The sequence below is a fragment of the Pseudomonas sp. Pseusp21 genome (assembly GCF_059492145.1).
This window is the reverse complement of the sequence record NZ_CP168520.1, coordinates 2,267,302-2,287,778: the sequence shown is the minus strand read 5'-3', so window position 1 is coordinate 2,287,778 and position 20,477 is coordinate 2,267,302. Positions and strand designations below refer to the sequence as shown.

Sequence of the window (20,477 nt, the reverse complement as noted above, 5' to 3'; positions counted from 1 at the left end):
CCACGCAGAGCGTGGGAGCGATCCATGGACCGTGAGGAATGACCGATGAGCGATCCACTGGACAAAGCCACTTCCAAGGCACCCGCCACCTTGGGCGAAGGCTGCTTGAGCCGCTATGACCCGGATGACCTGAGCCCGGAGGACGGCACGGAGTTTCCCGGTGCTGCCGAACTGTGGGAACAACTCAAGGACGAAGAGGATGACCTCAAGAAGCCTGTCTGACGCTCAGCAGTTTTTTCAGCAATGGCCGGCCCAGCATCAATAGAAACACCGGGCCACCGACCAGAAGATAGAAGTAATACGTCACCACCCGCCAGATCAGGATCGCCGCCGCCGCGGTCGATTTGCCGACCATTGGCGCCAGCAGCGCCGCCGAGGTCAATTCCGCTGCACCGGCACCGCCCGGCAACAGGCTGAATTGCCCCGCCCCCAGCGAAAGCATCTGGATCAGAAACGTCCAGGCCCACTGCACATCCGCCCCCAGACCGCGCAACGCCAGATACAGCACGCTGTAACGCAGCGACCAATGCACGCAGGTCAGGACGAACACCTTGATCAATGTCGCCCAGGGCAACTTCAGCGCATCGGTGAAAGCTGCCAGAAAGTGCAGTAACTGCCGCGCCCAGCGCCGTCGAGTTCGCGGTTCGATGTTCATCCCGGCCAGCAGTCGTCCGCTCAAGCGGATCAAACGGCGGTGATAGCGCGCAACCAATATGCAGCTCAGCAAGCCCCCGGACAATGACACGGCGCTGACAATCAGCAGCCATTCCATACGATCACTCAGATGCTGGAACAGCGCGTAGATCAGAATTCCGCTCAGGGCGCAGAGAAAAAACAGCAGATCGCTCAACTGATCCATCGCAAACACGGCGCTGCCCCGGGCCGGGCGCACGCCGCTGCGCGCCAGCAGCGCCATGATCGTCAACGGCCCTCCGCTGCCGCCGGGCGTGGCGCACCAGGCGAATTCGGCCGCCATCACCACTCCGAGGCTTTTCACGGGCGTGACCCGGTCACGCTGATCGCCGAGCAGCAGCCGCAGGCGCAAGGTGTTGATGCCCCAGCACAGCAGCACCATGGCGAACATGATCAACAGCCAATTCAGCGGAAAAGCCTGCAAGCGCTCCCAAGTCTCGCCGCCGCCGAGCAGGACGGGCACCGCCACGGCCACCAACAGGCCGATCAGCAACAGAATGCCGCGACTCAAGCGGCACGCTCGGCTTGAGTGTGCTGGCGTGTCAGCCAGTCGATTTTGGTCATGGGCACGCGTCCGTCCGCCAGCAGTCGTTCAAGGGTGCGCCACCAGTAATCCCGGGAAAAGCGGTGACGCATGTCCACCGGGTGCAAGCCTAGACGAATCACCGGCGCCTGACGCCAGCGCTGCTCACGCTGTTCGCTGACGATCTTCGACACCCCGCGACGCCAGGCACTGCGCGCGCTCCACACCAGTCCGGGGGCCTCGACCGCCGCGAAATCCGGCAAGTGATAAAGATGCTGCGGATCGCTGGTGTAGCGTAGCGGCAATTCGCGCAGTGCCTCGCGCGTGCCTGCGCTCATCAACCAGGCGGGGGCGACGAAACCGTGCAGCGGCCAGCCGTGGCGCCGAAACAGATCGATCCCGGGACGCAGGCGGGCGAGGGCGGCTTCCTGGGACAACTGATAGAACTCGCCTTCATGGGTGTAGACCCGGCGCATGAACCAGTCGCGCGCCGTGCGCGGGCCGGGTTCGGTGTCTTCATGAAAGTGGCCGTGCAAGGCCAGTTCATCACCGCGTGCGACGCGCTCGTCGAGCATTCGACAAAACGCCGGATGAGCTTCAAGGGCATCGTGTCGGTGGAAGTCCGGGACCACCAGCCACGTCATCGGGACGTTGCCCAACCGGTCAACGGCTTCGACGAACCCTCGATAATCGGCCCATGTAGAGGGCGCTACGTCATGCAGCACCAGCATTACCGCCGGGCGTTCTTGAAATTCAGCCATTGGCCACCCGAGGAACCGAATCGCCGAGTACCGCGTGGTAATGGCTCAGCAGGCTGTCGACCACCGTGTCCCAGGCGTAATGCCGTTCGACATGTTGGCGTGCCTGTCGACCGATTACGTCAGTCCCGCGACTGAACAGTTCGCGCACGGCATTGGCCATGGCTTGCGCATTGTTCGGCGCGCAGAGCAGGCCGCAGGATTCGCTGACGATTTCCTCGAACGCCCCGGCCGCCACCGCCACCACCGGAATGCCGCAGGCCATGGCCTCCAGGATCACCAGACCGAAGGTTTCCTGATCGCCGGCATGGATCAGCGCGTCGGCGCTGGCCATCAACCGCGCGACCTGCGCGGCCGGGCAGAACCGGTCGATCACGCTGACATTGTCCGGGACGGACGCAGGCATCGATGAGCCGACCAGCAACAAGTGATAACGCGGGCCCAGACGTTTCATGCAGTCGAGCAGCACCGGCAGGTTTTTCTCCTTGGAACCGCGACCGGCAAAGATCAGCAGGCGCGTGTCCTCGGCGATCCCCAGTTCGGTGCGTACCCCGTCGTCGCGGGCATCCGGATGGAAGGTTTGCAGGTCAACGCCCAACGGCTGCACATATACGTTGCGCACCCCCAGTCTGCTGAGCTTGTCGGCCATGACCTGGCTGGGTGCCAGCACCCGGTCGAAATTGCCGTACAACTTGCGCACATACGCATCGACATTCGGCGTGACCCAATGGCCCATGCGGTTACCCACCAGCAGTGGCAGGTCCGAGTGGTAGAAACCGATCACCGGCACATCCAGTTGTCGCCGTGCATCGAGCGCGGCCCAGGCGGTGAGGTACGGGTCGCCGACTTCGATCAGATCGGGTTGCAGATCCTGCAAAACGTTTCGCCAAGGAGCCAGGCGCAGGGGAAAACGATAGCCCTTGCCGAAGGGCAGGGCAGGGGCGGGAACCGTATAAACGCCGTCAGACTCACCAAAATCCGCCCCGGGGATCAGCAGGCTGTGGCGGATGCCGGGCTTGACCCCCAGCCGACGGTGCTTGGCATCCAGATAGGTGCGCACGCCGCCGCTGGCCGGGGCGTAGAACATGGTGATGTCAGCGATATGCACGGTGAACGTCCCTCCGCAGTAATCTCCCTTGGTTGACCTTTATCAAGAATAGATGTTCGGTCGGGGTTTCGCGGTGGGGCGCAAGGTCGGTTTCGGAAGGATTGTCGGTCGTCTTCGTCGGACAGTTGTGAACGACGAAAACGACCGACAGAACGGCTTTAAATCCGGAAGCTGCCAACCAGTTGCTTCAATCTCGAAGCCTGCTGCTCCAGATCCGAACAGGCACGCAACGTCGCCTGCAAGTTCTCGACGCCTTCCTGGTTCAGCGTGTTGATCTCGGTGATATCCACGTTGATCGACTCGACCACGGCCGTCTGTTCCTCGGTCGCGGTGGCCACCGACTGGTTCATCCCGTCGATTTCACCAATGCGCTGGGTCACGCTGTTCAGGCGCTCGCCGGCGAGGTTGGCGATGTCCACGCTGTCCTGGCTGTGGCGCTGGCTGTCGCTCATGGTGCTGACGGATTCGCGGGCGCCGACTTGCAGCTCCTCGATCATGGTCTGCACCTGTTGCGCCGATTCCTGGGTGCGGTGGGCGAGGTTGCGCACCTCGTCCGCCACCACCGCAAATCCGCGACCGGCTTCCCCGGCACGCGCTGCTTCGATGGCCGCGTTGAGCGCCAGCAGGTTGGTCTGCTGGGAAATGCTGGTGATCACTTCCAGGATCTGGCCGATGTTCACGGTCTTGCTGTTCAGCGATTCGATGTTGCTGCTGGAGGCGCTGAGCATGCTCGACAGTTGATTCATCGCCTTGATGCTGCGCTCCACCACTTGCTGGCCGTCTTCAGCCAGGCCACGGGCGTCGCTGGCCTGGGTCGAGGCCTGGGCGGCGTTGCGGGCGATTTCCTGGGCGGCGGCGCCGAGCTGGTTGATCGCCGCCGCCACGCTGTTGGTGCGCGAGGCTTGCTGGTCGGAGTTGTACATCGACGAGTTCGAGGCGGCGACTACCCGCAAAGCGACTTCGTTGACCTGGCCGGTGGCCGACGACACTTCGCGAATCGAGCCGTGAATACGCTCGACGAAACGGTTGAACGCCGTACCGAGCACGCCGAATTCGTCCTGGTTCTGGATGGTCAGGCGCTTGGTCAGGTCGCCTTCGCCGTCGGCGATGTCTTCCATGGCGCGGGTCATCACGTGCAGCGGCTGGATCAGGATGCGGATCAGCATACCGAGCAGGGCAATGATGATCGCCACTGCAATCACGGTCGCGATCACGGCCGAGGTGCGGAATTCGCTGAGCATCGAGAAGGCTTTGTCTTTGTCCACCGACAGGCCGATGTACCAGTTCACCGACGGCAGGCCTTTAATCGGGGTGAAGTTGACGATGCGGGTCTGGCCGTCGACGGTGACTTCAGTGAAGTCACTGCTGATGCGCGGGGTGTCCTGCGGATAGGCTTCCTTCAGGGACTTCATCACCAGGGCCTTGTCCGGGTGCACCAGGATCTTGCCGTCGGCGCTGACCAGGAATGCGTAGCCCATGCCGGAAAAATCTCGGGCGCTGAGGGTGTCGATCAGGGTTTGCAGGCTCAGGTCGCCGCCCACCACGCCCACGCTCTGGCCGGCCTTTTTCGCGGCGGTGGCGATGGAAATGATGGTCTGGCCGGTGGCCGCGTCGATGTACGGTTCGGTCAGGGTCGAGGTGCTGCTGCTTTCCGCACCTTTATACCAAGGGCGAACCCGTGGATCGAAATCGTCCGGCATCTTCGCATCCGGGCGGATGGTGAAGTGCCCGGTGGCATCGCCCAGGTAGGACGCCATGAAGGTCGACGTCAGGGCTTTCTGTTCCAGCAGGCTGGCGACGGCGGCAGGCTCGGGATTGATGGCGATGTTCTGTGCCGCGTTCTCGATCAGCAGGATGCGCCCGCTGAGCCAGGTCTGGATGTTGTCGGCGGTGACCTCGCCCATCTCGTTGAGGTAATTGTCCAGGTCCTCGCGGATCGCATTGCGTTGCAACCAGTCGTTGTACAGCGTGAACGAGGCGAAGGCGGCGATGACGATGAGGGCGGCGGCAAGCAAAATTTTATGGCTGAAACGCAGATTTTTGTTCATGGCTTGGGGTTCCGCTAAGGTCTTATTATTCAGGGCGTGCTTCTATAGATGCTCGCTAGGTGGGCTTGATGGGTACAAGCAGGTATTTCCGCTTCTCCTTAGGGAAATCTCCGATGCGGATGTCAGTCGCATCTGTCACCTTTAGCTATCGGCCATGCTCGACAAAGATTAACCATTGGGTGACCAAATGCCTGACTCCTTGCAACTCGTAATCGGCGCCGACCTCGCCGGGCAACCGATCGCCCAGGCCATGCGCCTGGCCAACCGTCACGGGCTGGTGGCCGGGGCCACCGGTACCGGCAAGACCGTCACCTTGCAGCGCCTGGCCGAGGCGTTCAGTGACGCCGGCGTCGCGGTGTTCGCCGCCGACGTCAAGGGCGACCTGTGCGGCCTCGGTGCCGCCGGCAATCCCCAGGGCAAGATTGCCGAGCGCATCGCCGGCATGCCGTGGCTCAATCACAAGCCTCAGGCGTATCCCGTGACCTTGTGGGACATTCACGGCCAGTCCGGTCATCCGTTGCGCACCACGCTGAGCGAAATGGGCCCGCTGCTGATCGGCGCCCTGCTGGAGCTGACCGACAGCCAGCAGTCGGCACTGTATGCAGCGTTCAAGGTGGCGGATCGCGAAGGCCTGTTGCTGCTGGATCTCAAAGACCTGAAAGCGCTGCTCAATCACCTCAAGGACAATCCGCAGCTGTTGGGCGAAGACGCGGCGCTGTTCACCACCGGCTCCAGCCAGGCGCTGTTGCGGCGTCTGGCGACGCTGGAGCAGCAGGGCGCCGAGGCGTTGTTCGGCGAGCCGGCGCTGCAACTGGAGGACATTCTGCAGCCGACCGCCGATGGTCGCGGACGCATTCATTTGCTGGACGCCAGTCGTCTGGTGCATGAGGCGCCGAAGGTCTACGCGACCTTCCTTTTGTGGCTGCTGGCCGAGCTGTTCGAGCAATTGCCGGAACGCGGCGATGCCGACAAACCGTTGCTGGCGCTGTTTTTCGATGAGGCACATTTGTTGTTCGGCGACACGCCCAAGGCTTTGCAGGAGCGCTTGGAGCAAGTGGTGCGGCTGATCCGTTCCAAAGGTGTGGGCGTGTATTTCGTCACTCAGTCGCCGGGCGATCTGCCGGACGACGTGCTGGCGCAACTGGGGCTGCGGATTCAGCACGGCCTGCGCGCGTTCACCGCCAAGGAACAGAAATCCCTGCGGGCGGTGGCGGACGGCTTCCGGCCGAATCCGGCGTTCGATGCATTGTCTGTACTCACCGAGCTCGGGATTGGCGAGGCTCTGGTCGGCACCTTGCAAGAGAAGGGCACGCCGGAAATGGTGCAGCGGGTGCTGGTGGCGCCGCCGCAATCGCGGATCGGGCCGTTGACCGAGACCGAACGCACGATGCTGATCGCCGGTTCGCCGTTCAAGGGCCGTTATGACAAGCCGATCGATCGCGAGTCGGCCTATGAAATCCTGATGGGTCGCAAAGGGCTGGGACCGGAGGTGGAAGTGGCGCCGGGCAAACCGGCCGCTGAAGAGCCGAGTCTGGCGGACAAGGCTGGAGAGTTCCTCGGGACGGCGGCAGGGCAGGCGCTCAAGTCGGCGATGCGTCAGGCGGCGAATTCGCTGGGTAAACAGTTGGTGCGTGGTCTGATGGGGTCATTGCTCGGGGGCAGCAAACGCCGCTGATCAACAAGGCTCAGGTTTTGGGTTTGGCGTGGGCGGCCAGTCGTTCCAGTGCCGCTCGCAGATTCGGATCGCTGATCCCGTCGGCGGTGGCCTGGATGGTCGCCGCCGCATCCGTCGACAGGTCGATCGTCGGCCCGTTCGCCTCGCGCTGGAGGGTCGGTGGGCGCACGGCGAACCTGATCCGCGTCAGATTGGCGAACTCATCGAACATCTGCAGTTGCCGTTGCAGGCGTTTCTGCTGATAGCGCAGACGTGTGGCCCAATGGCCGTCGGTGACGATCAGCAGCAGCTCGCCTTCACGCCACTTGGCCACGTGGCAGTGCGCGCGGGCGGCAGGTTGCAGCTGGCTTTCGAGCAGTCGTTGCAGATGGGCCAGACGCTGGGCATGACCGAGGATGGCTTTCAACGGCCTGGCTTCGCGTAGCAGAACGGCGGGCGCTCTGGCTGTGAGAGGGCGAAATGCCATGATCTAGGACCTGAAGTGACAGAGGCGCCATGGTAGCAGATGGCACCCGTTTCACTCGCCCATTGCTTTTGTCCCTGCTTTGCCCATTAAATCAACGACTAACTTCTTCGCTGTACGGCTTGAAGTTGAGCAAAACGCCCCTATTTTAAGTGAGCCCCGTCAAAGCGCAGTGCCAGCATCGTGGAATATCCCCACTTTCCTCACCACCGTTTCCGGGTAGAATGCTCGTTCGCATGCGGCCATGAGGGCTGCACGGGCGACTCACGGGGCCGCCCTCCATCCCTTTAGTGTGGAAGATCCTGCCGATATGTTTGCGCCTTTGTTAAAGAAACTTTTTGGAAGCAAGAACGAGCGTGAAGTCAAACGCATGCTCAAGACGGTGCAGCTCGTCAATGCCTTCGAAGAGAAGATGGTCGCCCTCTCGGACGATCAACTGCGCGCCAAGACCGCAGAGTTCAAGGACCGCATTGCCAAGGGGGAGACCCTCGACAAGCTGTTGCCGGAAGCCTTTGCGGTCGCCCGCGAAGCCGGCAAGCGTGTCATGGGCATGCGCCACTTCGACGTCCAGCTGATCGGCGGCATGACCCTGCACGAAGGCAAGATTGCCGAAATGCGCACCGGTGAAGGCAAGACCCTGGTGGGTACCCTGGGCGTTTACCTCAACGCGCTGTCCGGCAAGGGCGTGCACGTTGTGACCGTGAACGATTACCTGGCCCGCCGCGACGCCAACTGGATGCGTCCGCTGTATGAATTTCTCGGTCTGAGCGTCGGTATCGTGACGCCGTTCCAGCCGCCGGAAGAGAAGCGCGCGGCCTACGCTGCCGACATCACCTACGGCACCAACAACGAATTCGGGTTCGACTACCTGCGCGACAACATGGCGTTCAGCATGGAAGAGAAATTCCAGCGCGAACTCAACTTTGCCGTGATCGACGAAGTCGACTCCATCCTCATCGACGAAGCGCGTACTCCGCTGATCATTTCCGGTCAGGCCGAGGACAGCTCCAAGCTGTACATCGAGATCAACAAGCTGATCCCGAAACTCAAGCTGCACGTCGAAGAAGTCGAAGGCGAAGTCACCCAGGAAGGCCACTACACCGTTGACGAGAAGACCCGTCAGGTCGAACTCAACGAAGCCGGTCACCAGTTCATCGAAGACCAACTGACCAGCATTGGTCTGCTGGCCGAGGGCGAGAGCCTGTATTCGGCGCACAACCTGAGCCTGCTGACTCACGTCTATGCCGGTCTGCGTGCGCACAAGCTGTTCCATCGCAACGTCGAATACATCGTGCAGGACGGTCAGGTCGTGCTGGTCGACGAACATACCGGTCGTACCATGCCCGGTCGTCGTCTGTCCGAAGGCCTGCACCAGGCCATCGAGGCCAAGGAAAACCTGAACATCCAGGCCGAGAGCCAGACCCTGGCATCGACCACATTCCAGAACTACTTCCGCCTCTACGAAAAGCTGTCCGGCATGACCGGTACCGCCGACACCGAAGCGTTCGAATTCCATCAGATCTATGGCCTGCAGGTCATCGTGATCCCGACCAACAAGCCGTTGGCCCGTAAGGACTACAACGACCTGGTGTTCCTGACCGCCGAAGAGAAATACGCGGCGATCGTCAATGACATCAAGGAAAGCATGGCCGCCGGCCGTCCGGTGCTGGTGGGTACTGCGACTATCGAAACCTCCGAGCACATGTCCGCATTGCTCGAGAAGGAAGGCATCGAACACAAGGTTCTGAACGCCAAGTTCCACGAAAAAGAAGCTGAAATCATCGCGCAGGCCGGTCGTCCGGGCGCACTGACCATCGCTACCAACATGGCCGGTCGTGGTACCGACATCCTGTTGGGCGGCAACTGGGAAGTTGAAGTCGCGTCGCTGGAAAACCCGACCCCTGAACAGATCGCCCAGATCAAGGCCGACTGGCAGAAGCGTCACCAGCAAGTGCTGGAGTCCGGCGGTCTGCAGGTGATCGCGTCCGAGCGTCACGAATCCCGTCGTATCGACAACCAGCTGCGTGGCCGTGCCGGCCGTCAGGGCGACGCCGGTTCCAGTCGCTTCTACCTGTCGCTGGAAGACAGCCTGATGCGCATCTTCGCCTCCGACCGGGTGAAGAACTTCATGAAAGCCCTGGGCATGCAGCCTGGCGAAGCCATCGAACACCGCATGGTGACCAACGCCATCGAGAAAGCGCAGCGCAAGGTTGAAGGCCGCAACTTCGACATTCGCAAGCAGCTGCTCGAGTTCGACGACGTCAACAACGAACAGCGTAAAGTGATTTATCACATGCGTAACACGTTGCTGGCTGCGGACAACATCGGCGAAACCATCGCTGACTTCCGCCAGGACGTGCTGAACGCCACCGTCAGCGCGCACATTCCACCACAATCGCTGCCAGAGCAGTGGGACGTGGCCGGTCTGGAAGCGTCGATCGCCAGCGACTTCGGCGTGAAGCTGCCGATCCAGCAATGGCTCGACGAAGACGATCACCTGTACGAAGAAACCCTGCGCGAAAAGCTGATGAACGAGCTGATCGCCGCGTACAACGAAAAAGAAGACCAGGCTGGCGCCGAGGCCCTGCGCTCGTTCGAGAAGCAGATCGTGCTGCGCGTTCTGGACGACCTGTGGAAAGACCACCTGTCGACCATGGATCACCTGCGTCACGGCATCCACCTGCGTGGTTATGCGCAGAAAAACCCGAAACAGGAATACAAGCGCGAGTCCTTCACGCTGTTCTCCGAGCTGCTGGATTCGATCAAGCGCGACTCGATCCGTGTGCTGTCGCACGTTCAGGTTCGCCGCGAAGATCCGGCCGAGGAAGAGCAACGCCTGCGTCAGGAAGCCGAAGCACTGGCCGCCCGCATGCAGTTCGAACATGCTGAAGCGCCAGGTCTGGATCAACCGGAAGCACTGGTCGGTGAAGAGGTCGACGTGGCCCTTGCCACCGCCCCGGTGCGCAACGAGCAGAAGCTGGGCCGCAACGAACTGTGCTACTGCGGTTCGGGCAAGAAATTCAAGCACTGCCACGGGCAGATCCAGTAAAACCCGTTTCAATCGCTGAAATACCCGCGCCGCGACCGGCACCAGCCGTCGCGGCGTTTTGCCATTTACACCACCGTCACTACGCTTGGCGGTGCTGACATCATTGAGTAAGGAGCGCATTCATGGCTGTTGGTCTTGGTCCTTTGCCAACGTTGCACCCGGTTGCCGGTTTTGAACTCGGTATCGCTTCGGCCGGCATCAAGCGCCCGGGGCGCAAGGATGTCGTCGTGATGCGTTGCGCCGAAGGTTCCACCGTGGCGGGCGTGTTCACGTTGAACGCTTTCTGTGCAGCGCCGGTGATCCTGGCCAAGAAACGCGTGCAGAACGCTGTGCGCTACCTGTTGACCAACACCGGCAATGCCAACGCCGGCACCGGCGAACCGGGCCTGGCTGCCGCCGAGCGCACCACCGCCAAACTGGCTGAACTGACCGGCGTGGATGCCAGCCAGATCCTGCCGTATTCCACTGGCGTGATCGGCGAGCCGCTGCCGGTCGAGAAGATCGAAGGCGCCCTGCAGGCCGCGCTGGACGACCTGTCGGAAAACAACTGGGAAGCCGCCGCCACCGGGATCATGACCACCGACACGCTGCCGAAAGGCGCCAGCCGCCAGTTCCAGCATGACGGCGTGACCATCACCGTCACCGGCATCAGCAAGGGCGCGGGCATGATCCGTCCGAACATGGCGACCATGCTCGGTTACATCGCCACCGACGCCAAAGTCTCCCGCGACGTGCTGCACAACCTGATCCTGGACGGCGCCAACAAGTCGTTCAACCGCATCACCATCGACGGCGATACCTCGACCAACGACTGCTGCATGCTGATCGCTACCGGCAAGGCTGCGCTGCCGGAAATCACCCGTGCCGAAGGCGAGCTGTTCACCAAGCTGAAGCAGGCTGTGTTCGAAGTGTGCATGGACGTGGCCCAGGCCATCGTGCGTGACGGCGAAGGCGCGACCAAGTTCGTGACCGTTGAAGTCAACGGCGGCGGCAATCACCAGGAATGCCTGGACGTTGGCTACACCGTGGCCCACTCGCCGCTGATCAAGACGGCACTGTTTGCGTCCGACCCGAACTGGGGCCGAATCCTCGCTGCCGTTGGTCGTGCCGGCGTGCCGGATCTGGACGTGAGCAAGATCGACGTATTCCTCGGTGACGTGTGCATCGCCAGCCGTGGCGCCCGCGCCGCGACCTACACCGAAGCCCAGGGTTCGGCGGTGATGCAGCAGGAAGAAATCACCATCCGTATCGAACTGGGTCGCGGCGATTGCAGCGAAACCATCTGGACCACCGACCTGTCCCACGAGTACGTGAAGATCAACGCCGAATACCGCACCTGATCCCTGCCGAAGAGGGAGGTCTGCGGACCTCCTTTTCTTCTGTCCCATGAAAGGACCCGAACATGAGCCTTCACCTGATCATCGGCGACAAACTGCTTTCCTCCTGGTCCCTGCGCGCGGCACTGGCGCTTGAACTGACCGGCGCACCCTACACCGAAGAACTGGTCAAACTCGGCAAGCCCGACACCCGCGAGCGGTTGCTTACCCATTCGCCGACCGCCAAGGTGCCGCTGCTGAAAACCGCCCGCGGCACCATTGCCGATTCGCTGGCGATTGCCGAATACCTGGCCGAACAGTTTCCTTCCGAGCAACTCTGGCCGACCGATATCTTCGCCCGAGCCCAGGCGCGATCCGCCTGCGCGCAGATGCACAGCGGCTTTTTCGCCATGCGCAATCACATGCCGTTCAATCTGAGCCATGACGCGCCGCTCAACCCGGTGCCGCCGGAAGTGAAGGTCGACATCGAACGCATGCTCGCGTTGTGGGCCGAATGCCGTGCTGCCGCGACCGAGCCTGGCCCTTACCTGTTTGGTCGGGTGTCGCTGGCCGATGCATTCTTCGCCCCGATTGCCGTGCGTCTGCGCACCTATCAGGTGAAGCTGCCGGCCGACGATCAAGCCTATGTTGAAACCGTCTACCAATGGCCAGCCTTCAAGGCCTGGCAAAAGGCCGGACTGGAGGAATTGCAGTCGTGAAACGTGTACACGTCGCCGCCGCCGTCATTCGTGACGACAGCGGCAAGATTCTGATCGCCCGGCGTGCCGATACCCAGCATCAGGGCGGCCTCTGGGAATTTCCCGGTGGCAAGGTCGAAGCCGACGAGTCGGTGCAAACCGCGCTGGCTCGGGAGCTGCACGAAGAGTTGGGCATCGTCGTCGGTGCCGCCCGGCCGCTGATCAAGGTGCGTCATGATTACCCGGACAAGCAGGTGTTGCTGGATGTCTGGGAGGTCTCGAGCTTCACTGGCGAACCCCATGGCGCCGAAGGCCAGCCATTGGCCTGGGTTTCGGCCAAGGAGCTGACGGATTACGAATTCCCGGCAGCCAACCAGCCGATCGTCGCGGCGGCGCGTTTGCCTGCCGAATACCTGATCACCCCGGAAGATCTGGAAACCCCGGCCTTGCTGCGCGGCATCCAGAAGGCAATCGCCGGTGGCATCAAGCTGATCCAGCTGCGCGCGCCCAATGGTTATGACCCGAAGTACCGCGACCTCGCGGTAGACGCGGTCGGCCTGTGCGCCGGCAAGGCGCAGTTGATGATCAAGGGCCCGTTCGAGTGGCTGGGCGATTTCCCGGCCGCTGGCTGGCACATCACCTCGGCGCAGTTGCGCAAGTACGCGGCAGCGGGGCGTCCGCTGCCGGCAGATCGCTGGTTGGCGGCTTCCTGCCATAACGCTGAAGAACTGGCACTGGCCGAGCAGATGGGCGTGGATTTCGTCACCCTGTCGCCGGTGCAGCCGACCCTGACTCACCCGGATGCGCAGCCGTTGGGCTGGGAGCAGGCATCGACGCTGATCGAAGGTTTCAGCAAGCCGGTATTTCTGCTGGGCGGAGTCGGTCCGGCTGAACGCGAAAAAGCATGGGATGCCGGAGCTCAGGGTGTGGCGGGGATTCGGGCGTTCTGGCCTGAGGCTCTATAAGAGGCTCAGGCCTCATCGCTGGCTTGCCAGCGATGACTGACTTAGAGGCGCTACACCTCTGTGGGTTTCGCCGCCGGTTGCCACAGAATCTCGGCAATACCCTGGCGCCGGGCGATCAGCCTGGCCGCCACAAACAACAGATCCGACAAGCGATTGATGTACGCCAGACCAACTCCGGCCAACGGTTCGATCGCATTCAAATGCTGGCAACGCCGTTCGGCACTGCGCGCCAGGCTGCGACAGACATGGGCCTGGGCAATCAGCATCGAACCGCCCGGCAGAATGAAATTCTCCAGCGGCCCCAATTCCTCGTTCCATACATCAATGGCGGCTTCCAGCCGTTCGATTTCCGCCGTGTTCAGCGCCTGATATTCCGGCATCGCCAGTTCACCGCCTAAGTCGAACAACCGATGCTGGCAGGGCGCCAACACGTCGATCAGTTCATTCAGTCCGGGGCAGGTTTCGCGCTCGGCGATCAACCCGGCCAGTAGCACACCGACCTGACTGTTCAGCGTATCGACCTCGCCAATGGCCTCGATGCGCGGGTGATCCTTGGGCACCCGGCGGCCGTCGCCGAGTCCGGTTTCGCCCTTGTCGCCGGTGCGGGTGTAGATCTTCGACAAGCGAAAGCCCATGGTTTACCTCGGTAGTTGATTGGTTTCGGCGGCGATGGGCGCCGGTTGCGCCAGCGGCAGACGCAGGGTGAAGCAGGTGCCTTGCCCCGGCGCCGACTGTACTTCCATCTGGCCTTTGTGGTTGTTGGTGATGATGAAGTACGACACCGACAGCCCGAGGCCCGTGCCCTGGCCGATTTCCTTGGTGGTGAAGAACGGCTCGAAGGTGCGCTTGCGTACGTTCTCGCTCATGCCGATGCCGTTGTCCTCGACCTGAATCTCGGCCCATGGCGGATTGAGCCGGGTGCGCAGGGTGATTCGCCCTGGTTCGCTGTCATCTTCGCGCTGGTGGATCGCCTGCGCGGCGTTTTTCAGCAGGTTCAGCAGCACCTGTTCGAGTTCGTTGGCAGTGCCGGGCACCGGGCCCAGCGCCGGGTCGAACTGGCGAATGATCGCCTGACCCTTGAAGTCGAAGCCGATGGCCAGGTCGAAGTCGTTACCGGCGATTTCCACCGCTTGGTCGATCAGCGCCGGCAGGTCGCACGGCGCCATCTGGCGGTTGCTGCGGCGGCTGAAACTTAGCATGTGGGTGACGATTTTCGCCGCCCGGGCGCCGGCCTGCTGGATGCCGTCGAGCAGTTGCGGGACTTCCCGGCCTTGCAGGTAGCGGTTCACGGTATCGAGTTCGATGCCCAGTTGCTCGGCCTGCTCGAGGTTCTTCGGCAGGTCAGGCGACAGACGTCGACGGATGTTCTGCACGTTGTGCAGGATCGCCCCCAGCGGGTTGTTGATCTCGTGGGCCATGCCGGCGGCGAGGCCACCGACCGACAGCATTTTCTCCGACTGCACCATCATTTCTTCCAGCGACAGGCGCTGGGTAATGTCGTCGATCCGGATCACCACGCCACGCCCGGCACCGCCCATCAACGGGTAGAAGGTGAGGGCATAGTGCTTGGGCTCGTCGTCCTTGAACCACGTCACCCGTTCGATTTTCGCCACCGTGTGTTGCTCTACGGTCTGCTTGAGTTGCGGCAGGAACGGCTTGAGCGGCTCGAAGGCGAGGAAGATCGGCTGGTTCAGCGCTTCGTCCAGCCGGGTACCGGAAAGGGCGCTGGCCTCCTGGTTCCATTGGGTGACGTAGAGCTGTTCGTCGAGGGCGATCAGCGCCGAGGGCATGGAGTCGATGATGCTGTTGAGGTAGTTCTGGAACCCGGTGAGTTTTTTCTCGATCTTGCTGCGCACCTGGACTTCCAGCTCCAGCTTGCGGTTGGTGTGGCGGGTTTCTTCTGCCAGACCCTGGGCCTGATCGTAGGCCGCCTGGGAATCGTCGCGGGCGCGCTTGAGTTGCTGTTCCCGGGCCTCGATACGCGAAAGCATTGTGTTGAATGCTTCGGCCAGGCTGCCGATTTCGTCATGGTTACCCCGGGAGGCGCGCAGGGCGTAGTTCTCTTCGCGGGTGACCTGGCGGGACAGTTCTTCGAGCTGATGGATCGGCCGGGTGATCAGGCGCTTGATCTGCCGGGCGATGACCAGCCACAGCAGCACACTGAAAATCAGAATCCCCAGACTCGCCGTGAGCGTGCCGGTGTAGAACGCCACCGGCAGCTCGCTGCTGGCCACCAGTAACAGATGGCCTGGCGCAGTGCCGGGGCGGGGCAGGGTGATGAGTTGGTTGCTGCGAAACTCGGTCAGTTGCCAGGCTTCGATGTGCCGGTAGCGTTCCGGCAGGTTGAGTTTGTCGCCATGCTGCAACTGCGCCAGACGTTCGCCTTTGCCGTCGTACAGAGCCGCGGCGCGCAGCGGGGAATAGCTGTCGAGTTCCTTGAGCAGACGTTCGGCGCTTTGTGGCGACTGTAAGGCGTCGGCCACCAGGCTCGGGTTCGACACCAGCCGGCCGATGGTCTGCAACGCCTGGGGCGCCATGCTTTCCTGGGAAATGTAATAGGCGGCGCTGATAAAGGTCAGGTTGGCGACCAGCAACACAGTGGTCAACAGCACCAGCAGGGCGGCCAGCAGTTTCTGGCCGACCGGCAGGTTTTCAAGACGCTGGCGCAATGGCATCAGGTTTATCGCAGCAAAGGAACAAGTGGCCAGCGTAGCCGCTGCTCAGTCGACGGGCAATCCGAGACTGTGCAGATGAGCGCTCAGGCGCTGCTGCAATTGCTTCAGATGCGGAAGGTTTAACTGATGACGTTCTGCAACCTTGCAGGCATGCCCAAGCAGATAGCTGATCTCGGTGCGGCGTTTATTGGCCACGTCCTGATACATGGACGAGAAATTCGCCGCTGTGGCCTGGATCACCCGTTCGACTTCCTGTTGCAGGTTGTCCGCCGCGGCCGGTTGCCCGCAGCGTTCGAGCAGTTCGGTCAGTTCGCCGCACAGGGTGGCGACTTCGCAGTGATGTTGCTGCAAGCCGCCGTTGCGGCAGTCGTGCAGCACCGTCAGCGGATTGATTGCACAGTTGAGTGCCAGCTTGCGCCACAGACGGGTGAGGATGTCGGCGCTCCATTCATGGGGGATTTTCGCCGCCTCGAGATCGTCCAGCCAGATCGGTGCCACCGGATGACCGGCGTCCCCTAGCCAGGTGTAGCCATGGCCGGCGAACACCACGCGCCAGTCGCCGTCGCGAAATGCGCCTTCGGTGCTGGAGGCGCTGATACAGCGGGCCTGCGGCACTCGCGCGGCGACCGCTTCCTGGCTGCCGAGGCCGTTCTGCAAAAGGATCAGTTCGGCGTCCGCTGCCAGACGGTGGGCAAGTCCGGCCACAGCCGCTTCGGCGTCGTAGGCCTTGCAGGCCACCAGCAGGCGGCGGATCGGTTCGGGGCTGTCCGGGGTTTCGCCAGGGATGGCGTAGCTGCTGGCCACGCCTTGCTCGACGAGGGTCAGGCCGCCCGCCGTCGCATAGTCGTGCAAGCGGTCAATGTCGCGCAGGATCAACCGAACCGGCAGGCCGGCACGGGCCAGGCGTGTGGCCCAGAGCGTGCCGAGACTTCCGGCGCCCAGGACATGCCAGGGGGTGAACATCAGTTTTTCACTCGGTAAGGTACTGGCATGCAAGGCTCGCCGTGTCGGTGGGAAAAGACCCGTTATAATGAGCCCGATTTTAACCGCAAGCCAAGCGCGCCGCGTCCCGTACGAGCGCGCCTTTTTATTGGAGAACTTACATGCCGTCGTTCGACGTGGTATCCGAACTGGACAAACACGAACTCACCAACGCGGTCGAGAACGCCGTGAAGGAACTCGATCGTCGTTATGACCTGAAAGGCAAGGGCAGCTTCGAATACAAGGAAAAGGACTTGACCGTCCACCTGACCGCTGAAGCCGATTTCCAGCTGGAAGCGATGATCGAGATTCTCAAGCTGGCCCTGGTCAAGCGCAAGATCGACGTGCAGTGCCTGGAAGTCAAAGACTCCTTCGCCTCGGGCAAGCTGATGAAGCAGGACGCCGTCCTCAAGGAAGGCATCGACAAGGAACTGGCGAAGAAAATCGTCGGCCACATCAAGGAAGCCAAGCTCAAGGTGCAGGCCGCCATCCAGGGCGAGCAGGTGCGTGTGACCGGCAAGAAGCGTGACGACCTGCAGGAAGCCATCGCGGCCCTGCGTGCCAAGGAATTCGGCATGCCACTGCAGTTCAACAACTTCCGCGACTAAGCTTTTCGGTCGGGAACCTCTCGGCGTTTAATGCGTCCGAGGCCCAAGCAACGGCAGAAACGATTGAGCCCTGTTCGGTTCGGTCTTTCTGCCGCTGGTTTTTACAGCCCGGGAAGCCGGCAATCAGGAGATAAAACATGGATTTGAATGCTGAGGTGGACAACCTGGTCAAGGCATCCCAGGCGTGGATTCCGATGATCATGGAATACGGCAGCCGTGTGCTGCTGGCGGTGATCACCCTGGCCATCGGCTGGTGGCTGATCAACAAGGTCACGCAAAAGCTCGGCGGCCTGCTGGCCCTGCGCAATGCCGACCTGGCGCTGCAAGGTTTCATCAGCAGCCTGGCCAACATCATTCTCAAGGTGCTGCTGATCGTCAGCGTGGCGTCGATGATCGGCGTCGAGACTACCTCGTTCGTCGCGGCAATCGGTGCGGCCGGCCTGGCCATCGGTCTGGCGTTGCAGGGCAGCCTGGCGAACTTCGCCGGCGGCGTGCTGATTCTGTTGTTCCGTCCGTTCCGCATCGGTGACTGGATCGAAGCTCAGGGTGTGGCGGGTACCGTCGACAGCATCCAGATTTTCCACACCGTGCTGCGCACTGGCGACAACAAGACCATCATCGTCCCGAACGGCAACCTGTCGAACGGCATCATCACCAACACCAACCGTCAGCCGACCCGCAAGGTTGTGTTCGACGTAGGTGTGGATTACGAAGCCGATCTGCAAAAGGCCCGTCAGGTGCTGCTGGATCTGGCCAAGGATGAGCGCGTTCTGCAGGATCCGGCACCTCAGGCCGTTATTTCGACACTGGGTGACAGTTCGATCACTGTTTCCCTGCGGGTATGGGTTAAAACTGCGGATTACTGGGATGTGATGTTCATGTTTAACGAACAGTCGCGTGATCGTTTAAAGACTGCAGGCATTGATATTCCTTTTCCACAACGAGTGATTCGTGTGGTTCAGGAATCGGCAGTGTAATGATAGGTTGCTAATTAATTGCCTGACTTATCGGTCAGGCATCTATTACAAGTGACAGGCAATAAAAAAGGCCCATCCGAAGATGGGCCTTTTTGTTTTGTTACCGCAACTAACTCGGTGCGATTACAAAAGCGACAGCGGGTAGTCGACGATCAGACGGAACTCTTTGATGTCGCCTTCGCCTTGGTCAGCGTTCGCGTTATGCCATGCTTGACGAACGCGGAAGGAGAGATCTTTGGCCGGGCCGGACTGAACAACGTACTTGACTTCCAAGTTGGTTTCGTTGTGTTTGCCATCAGCGCCGTAGAGTGGATCACCGTTGGATTTACGGTAAACACTGTTGGCGGCCAGACCGGTACCATCGATATCCCAGCCTTTAACGTAACGGGTCATGAAGCTCAGACCAGGCACGCCGTACTCGGCCATTTTCAGGTCATAACGGATCTGGGCGGATTTTTCTTTCGGACCGTTGAAGTCAGAGTACTGGATGGAGTTGGCGAGGAAGATCGAGTCGCCGCCACGGTTGTTCTTGCCCACACCGACGTAGTCGAATGGCGTGTCACCGTTAACTTTCTGGAAGGCCAGAGTAATGGTGTGCGCCTTCAGGAAGGAGAGTGCGGTTGCCAAGGAGAAGGTGGTGTTGCTGATGTCGCCTGCTTCCTTGTCACCGGTGTCGGTGGTGCGGTAGATGTTGAAGTCAGTGTTCAACGAAGTGTCGCCACCGAATGGGGTGGTGAGGTTCACGTTCGCGTAGTACTGATTCCAGACGTCTTCCAGCTTCGCGCCATACAGGGACGCGGTCAGGTTGTCGGTAATGCCGTACTTGCCGCCGAAGTAGTCGATGGTGTTGGCTGTAACGCCAGCATAGTTGGCCCACAGGTCGCCTTCACGGGAGTTGCGATCCTGGCTGGTCGACGAGTAGAAGTGACCGGCTTCGAGGTCAAGATCTTTGACTTCGCTGCTCTGCAGTTGGAAACCGCTGGCAGTTTGCGGGAGGATACGGGAGCCGCCTACAGCGAATACCGGAGCGGTGCTTGGCTGCATGTCGCCGACTTTCAGCTCGGTTTTCGATACGCGGAATTTCACGGCTGCGCCGGCTTTGCCCTGGCTGTCGTTGACGTGACCGTCAGCGTCGCGGCTCATGTTGCCGGTACCGCCGGTGCCATCACCGCCGTCCAGTTTGATTGCCAGGTAACCGAAAGCGTCAACGCCTACACCCACGGTGCCCTGAGTGTAACCGGAGCTGAAGTTGCCCCAGATACCCTGAGTCCAGTCTTTCTGGTCGTTGCCGCCGTCTTTGTTATTGCGGTTGAAGTAATAGTTGCGAATCAGCAAGTCAGCTTTCGCGTCTTCAACGAAGCCTTTCGCTTCAGCCTGGTCACTTACAAACGGGGCGGCCGTAGCCATTTGAGTACTGGCTGCTGCAGCAACTGCCAGTGCGATCATGCTCCACTTCATCACGCGCATCGTGATTTGCTCCTTTGGTTTTAGAAGAGTACTGCCGTCCCACCTGTTTTATTATCTGGGCGGCTCTTTCTTTTTGTGTCGGCGCAAACTTATATCACGCCGACCATGTTGGCGATACTTGCGAATCCAACCTTTCAGCTTCTTTACGAGCGTGTCGCAAACGGCTTGGTAGATGTCGCAAATTTACAGTCCAAATGCAATGGGACTGACAACTTCAGCGCTGTTTTACAGAGCTTGAGCATCGGTAAAAAAGAGTCCCTTGGCAAAACGCTTGAATCTCCATCGGGCAACCCTGCCACTGTTTTTATGGGGCTCAAGGCATCCACTTCTTGTGGTGCGCTTATAGTCCATATGGGTATGAATGCAACAAGCGTGCACAAACCGCTGAATTGTTCCGGTTTTTTTCAAGGTGCTCGTCCGGTGCTGTAAAAACCTCATAAAACCGGGGGCTTCGAGGGCCTTTCAAACAGGCT

The 20,477-nt window shown here is 61.0% G+C and carries 18 protein-coding genes and 1 pseudogene; 9 read left to right on the top strand and 10 right to left on the bottom strand.

Annotation, left to right across the window (positions count from 1 at the left end):
• Nucleotides 1–45 precede the first annotated feature (45 nt).
• Entirely contained in the window at nt 46–222 is a 177-nt protein-coding gene (locus tag ACEN93_RS10365) for a hypothetical protein (protein ID WP_007951232.1), read from the top strand.
• Here the strand turns inward: ACEN93_RS10365 and gpgF are convergent.
• From gpgF to ACEN93_RS10340, 5 genes and pseudogenes are all read right to left on the bottom strand, one after another.
• Entirely contained in the window at nt 206–1,204 is a 999-nt protein-coding gene (gene gpgF / locus ACEN93_RS10360; protein ID WP_074688366.1) for a glucosaminyl phosphatidylglycerol flippase, read from the bottom strand. The two genes, ACEN93_RS10365 and gpgF, sit on opposite strands and share 17 nt — an antisense overlap.
• On the bottom strand, nt 1,201–1,977 hold the full coding sequence (gpgD, locus tag ACEN93_RS10355; RefSeq protein ID WP_495611366.1) for an N-acetylglucosaminyl phosphatidylglycerol deacetylase: 777 nt from the start codon (nt 1,975–1,977) through the stop codon (nt 1,201–1,203). The genes gpgF and gpgD overlap by 4 nt, the downstream gene beginning before the upstream one ends.
• On the bottom strand, nt 1,970–3,082 hold the full coding sequence (gene gpgS / locus ACEN93_RS10350) for an N-acetylglucosaminyl phosphatidylglycerol synthase (RefSeq protein ID WP_495611365.1): 1,113 nt from the start codon (nt 3,080–3,082) through the stop codon (nt 1,970–1,972). Before gpgS ends, gpgD begins: the two co-directional genes overlap by 8 nt.
• A 158-nt stretch (nt 3,083–3,240) precedes the next feature.
• Nucleotides 3,241–4,005 (bottom strand): methyl-accepting chemotaxis protein, encoded by a 765-nt coding sequence (locus ACEN93_RS10345; protein ID WP_371855245.1) that lies wholly within the window; start codon nt 4,003–4,005, stop codon nt 3,241–3,243.
• Between the two features lie 93 nt (nt 4,006–4,098).
• Nucleotides 4,099–5,130, bottom strand: a pseudogene (locus ACEN93_RS10340) (HAMP domain-containing protein); the annotation flags it as partial.
• 187 nt (nt 5,131–5,317) lie between these two features.
• Between ACEN93_RS10340 and ACEN93_RS10335 the strand changes: the two are divergent.
• Nucleotides 5,318–6,805, top strand: coding sequence for a helicase HerA-like domain-containing protein (locus ACEN93_RS10335; protein ID WP_495611364.1), 1,488 nt, complete (start codon nt 5,318–5,320; stop codon nt 6,803–6,805).
• A gap of 10 nt (nt 6,806–6,815) precedes the next feature.
• Here the strand turns inward: ACEN93_RS10335 and ACEN93_RS10330 are convergent, their stop codons facing one another.
• Nucleotides 6,816–7,271 carry a DUF721 domain-containing protein gene (locus ACEN93_RS10330; protein ID WP_163976270.1) on the bottom strand — a complete coding sequence of 152 codons (456 nt, stop codon included), beginning with the start codon at nt 7,269–7,271 and terminating at the stop codon, nt 6,816–6,818.
• 307 nt (nt 7,272–7,578) lie between these two features.
• Here ACEN93_RS10330 and secA point away from each other — a divergent pair, with 307 nt between their 5' ends.
• The 4 genes from secA (at nt 7,579) to ACEN93_RS10310 (ending at nt 13,296) form a co-directional block, all read left to right on the top strand.
• Nucleotides 7,579–10,317: a preprotein translocase subunit SecA gene (gene secA / locus ACEN93_RS10325; RefSeq protein WP_039765979.1), complete on the top strand. Its 2,739-nt coding sequence runs from the start codon at nt 7,579–7,581 to the stop codon at nt 10,315–10,317.
• Nucleotides 10,318–10,439: 122 nt separating this feature from the next.
• The gene (argJ, locus tag ACEN93_RS10320) at nt 10,440–11,657 is read left to right on the top strand and encodes a bifunctional glutamate N-acetyltransferase/amino-acid acetyltransferase ArgJ (RefSeq protein ID WP_495611363.1); all 1,218 of its coding nucleotides are present in this window, start codon (nt 10,440–10,442) and stop codon (nt 11,655–11,657) included.
• A gap of 62 nt (nt 11,658–11,719) precedes the next feature.
• Complete coding sequence (locus tag ACEN93_RS10315) at nt 11,720–12,352, top strand: glutathione S-transferase family protein (RefSeq protein WP_039765983.1); 633 nt, start codon at nt 11,720–11,722, stop codon at nt 12,350–12,352.
• Complete coding sequence (locus ACEN93_RS10310; RefSeq protein WP_074688355.1) at nt 12,349–13,296, top strand: Nudix family hydrolase; 948 nt, start codon at nt 12,349–12,351, stop codon at nt 13,294–13,296. The genes ACEN93_RS10315 and ACEN93_RS10310 overlap by 4 nt, the downstream gene beginning before the upstream one ends.
• A 50-nt stretch (nt 13,297–13,346) precedes the next feature.
• On the opposite strand, the gene ACEN93_RS10305 is transcribed toward ACEN93_RS10310, so the two are convergent.
• From ACEN93_RS10305 to ACEN93_RS10295, 3 genes are read right to left on the bottom strand one after another with little or no spacing between them, the layout of a single operon-like run.
• Nucleotides 13,347–13,931 (bottom strand): cob(I)yrinic acid a,c-diamide adenosyltransferase, encoded by a 585-nt coding sequence (locus ACEN93_RS10305; protein ID WP_039765988.1) that lies wholly within the window; start codon nt 13,929–13,931, stop codon nt 13,347–13,349.
• A gap of 3 nt (nt 13,932–13,934) precedes the next feature.
• Nucleotides 13,935–15,971 carry a sensor histidine kinase gene (locus tag ACEN93_RS10300; RefSeq protein WP_039765991.1) on the bottom strand — a complete coding sequence of 679 codons (2,037 nt, stop codon included), beginning with the start codon at nt 15,969–15,971 and terminating at the stop codon, nt 13,935–13,937.
• Between the two features lie 45 nt (nt 15,972–16,016).
• The gene (locus ACEN93_RS10295; protein WP_495611362.1) at nt 16,017–16,934 is read right to left on the bottom strand and encodes a putative 2-dehydropantoate 2-reductase; all 918 of its coding nucleotides are present in this window, start codon (nt 16,932–16,934) and stop codon (nt 16,017–16,019) included.
• A 140-nt stretch (nt 16,935–17,074) separates the two neighbouring features.
• Here ACEN93_RS10295 and ACEN93_RS10290 point away from each other — a divergent pair, with 140 nt between their 5' ends.
• Complete coding sequence (locus ACEN93_RS10290) at nt 17,075–17,560, top strand: YajQ family cyclic di-GMP-binding protein (protein WP_011335651.1); 486 nt, start codon at nt 17,075–17,077, stop codon at nt 17,558–17,560.
• A 137-nt stretch (nt 17,561–17,697) separates the two neighbouring features.
• On the top strand, nt 17,698–18,537 hold the full coding sequence (locus ACEN93_RS10285; RefSeq protein WP_064599011.1) for a mechanosensitive ion channel family protein: 840 nt from the start codon (nt 17,698–17,700) through the stop codon (nt 18,535–18,537).
• 123 nt (nt 18,538–18,660) lie between these two features.
• Here ACEN93_RS10285 and ACEN93_RS10280 read toward each other — a convergent pair whose 3' ends face one another.
• Nucleotides 18,661–20,004 carry an OprD family porin gene (locus ACEN93_RS10280; protein WP_074688352.1) on the bottom strand — a complete coding sequence of 448 codons (1,344 nt, stop codon included), beginning with the start codon at nt 20,002–20,004 and terminating at the stop codon, nt 18,661–18,663.
• A gap of 75 nt (nt 20,005–20,079) precedes the next feature.
• On the opposite strand from ACEN93_RS10280, the gene ACEN93_RS10275 reads away from it, so the two are divergent.
• Nucleotides 20,080–20,433 carry a hypothetical protein gene (locus ACEN93_RS10275; protein WP_134334327.1) on the top strand — a complete coding sequence of 118 codons (354 nt, stop codon included), beginning with the start codon at nt 20,080–20,082 and terminating at the stop codon, nt 20,431–20,433.
• The last annotated feature ends 44 nt before the right edge of the window (nt 20,434–20,477 follow it).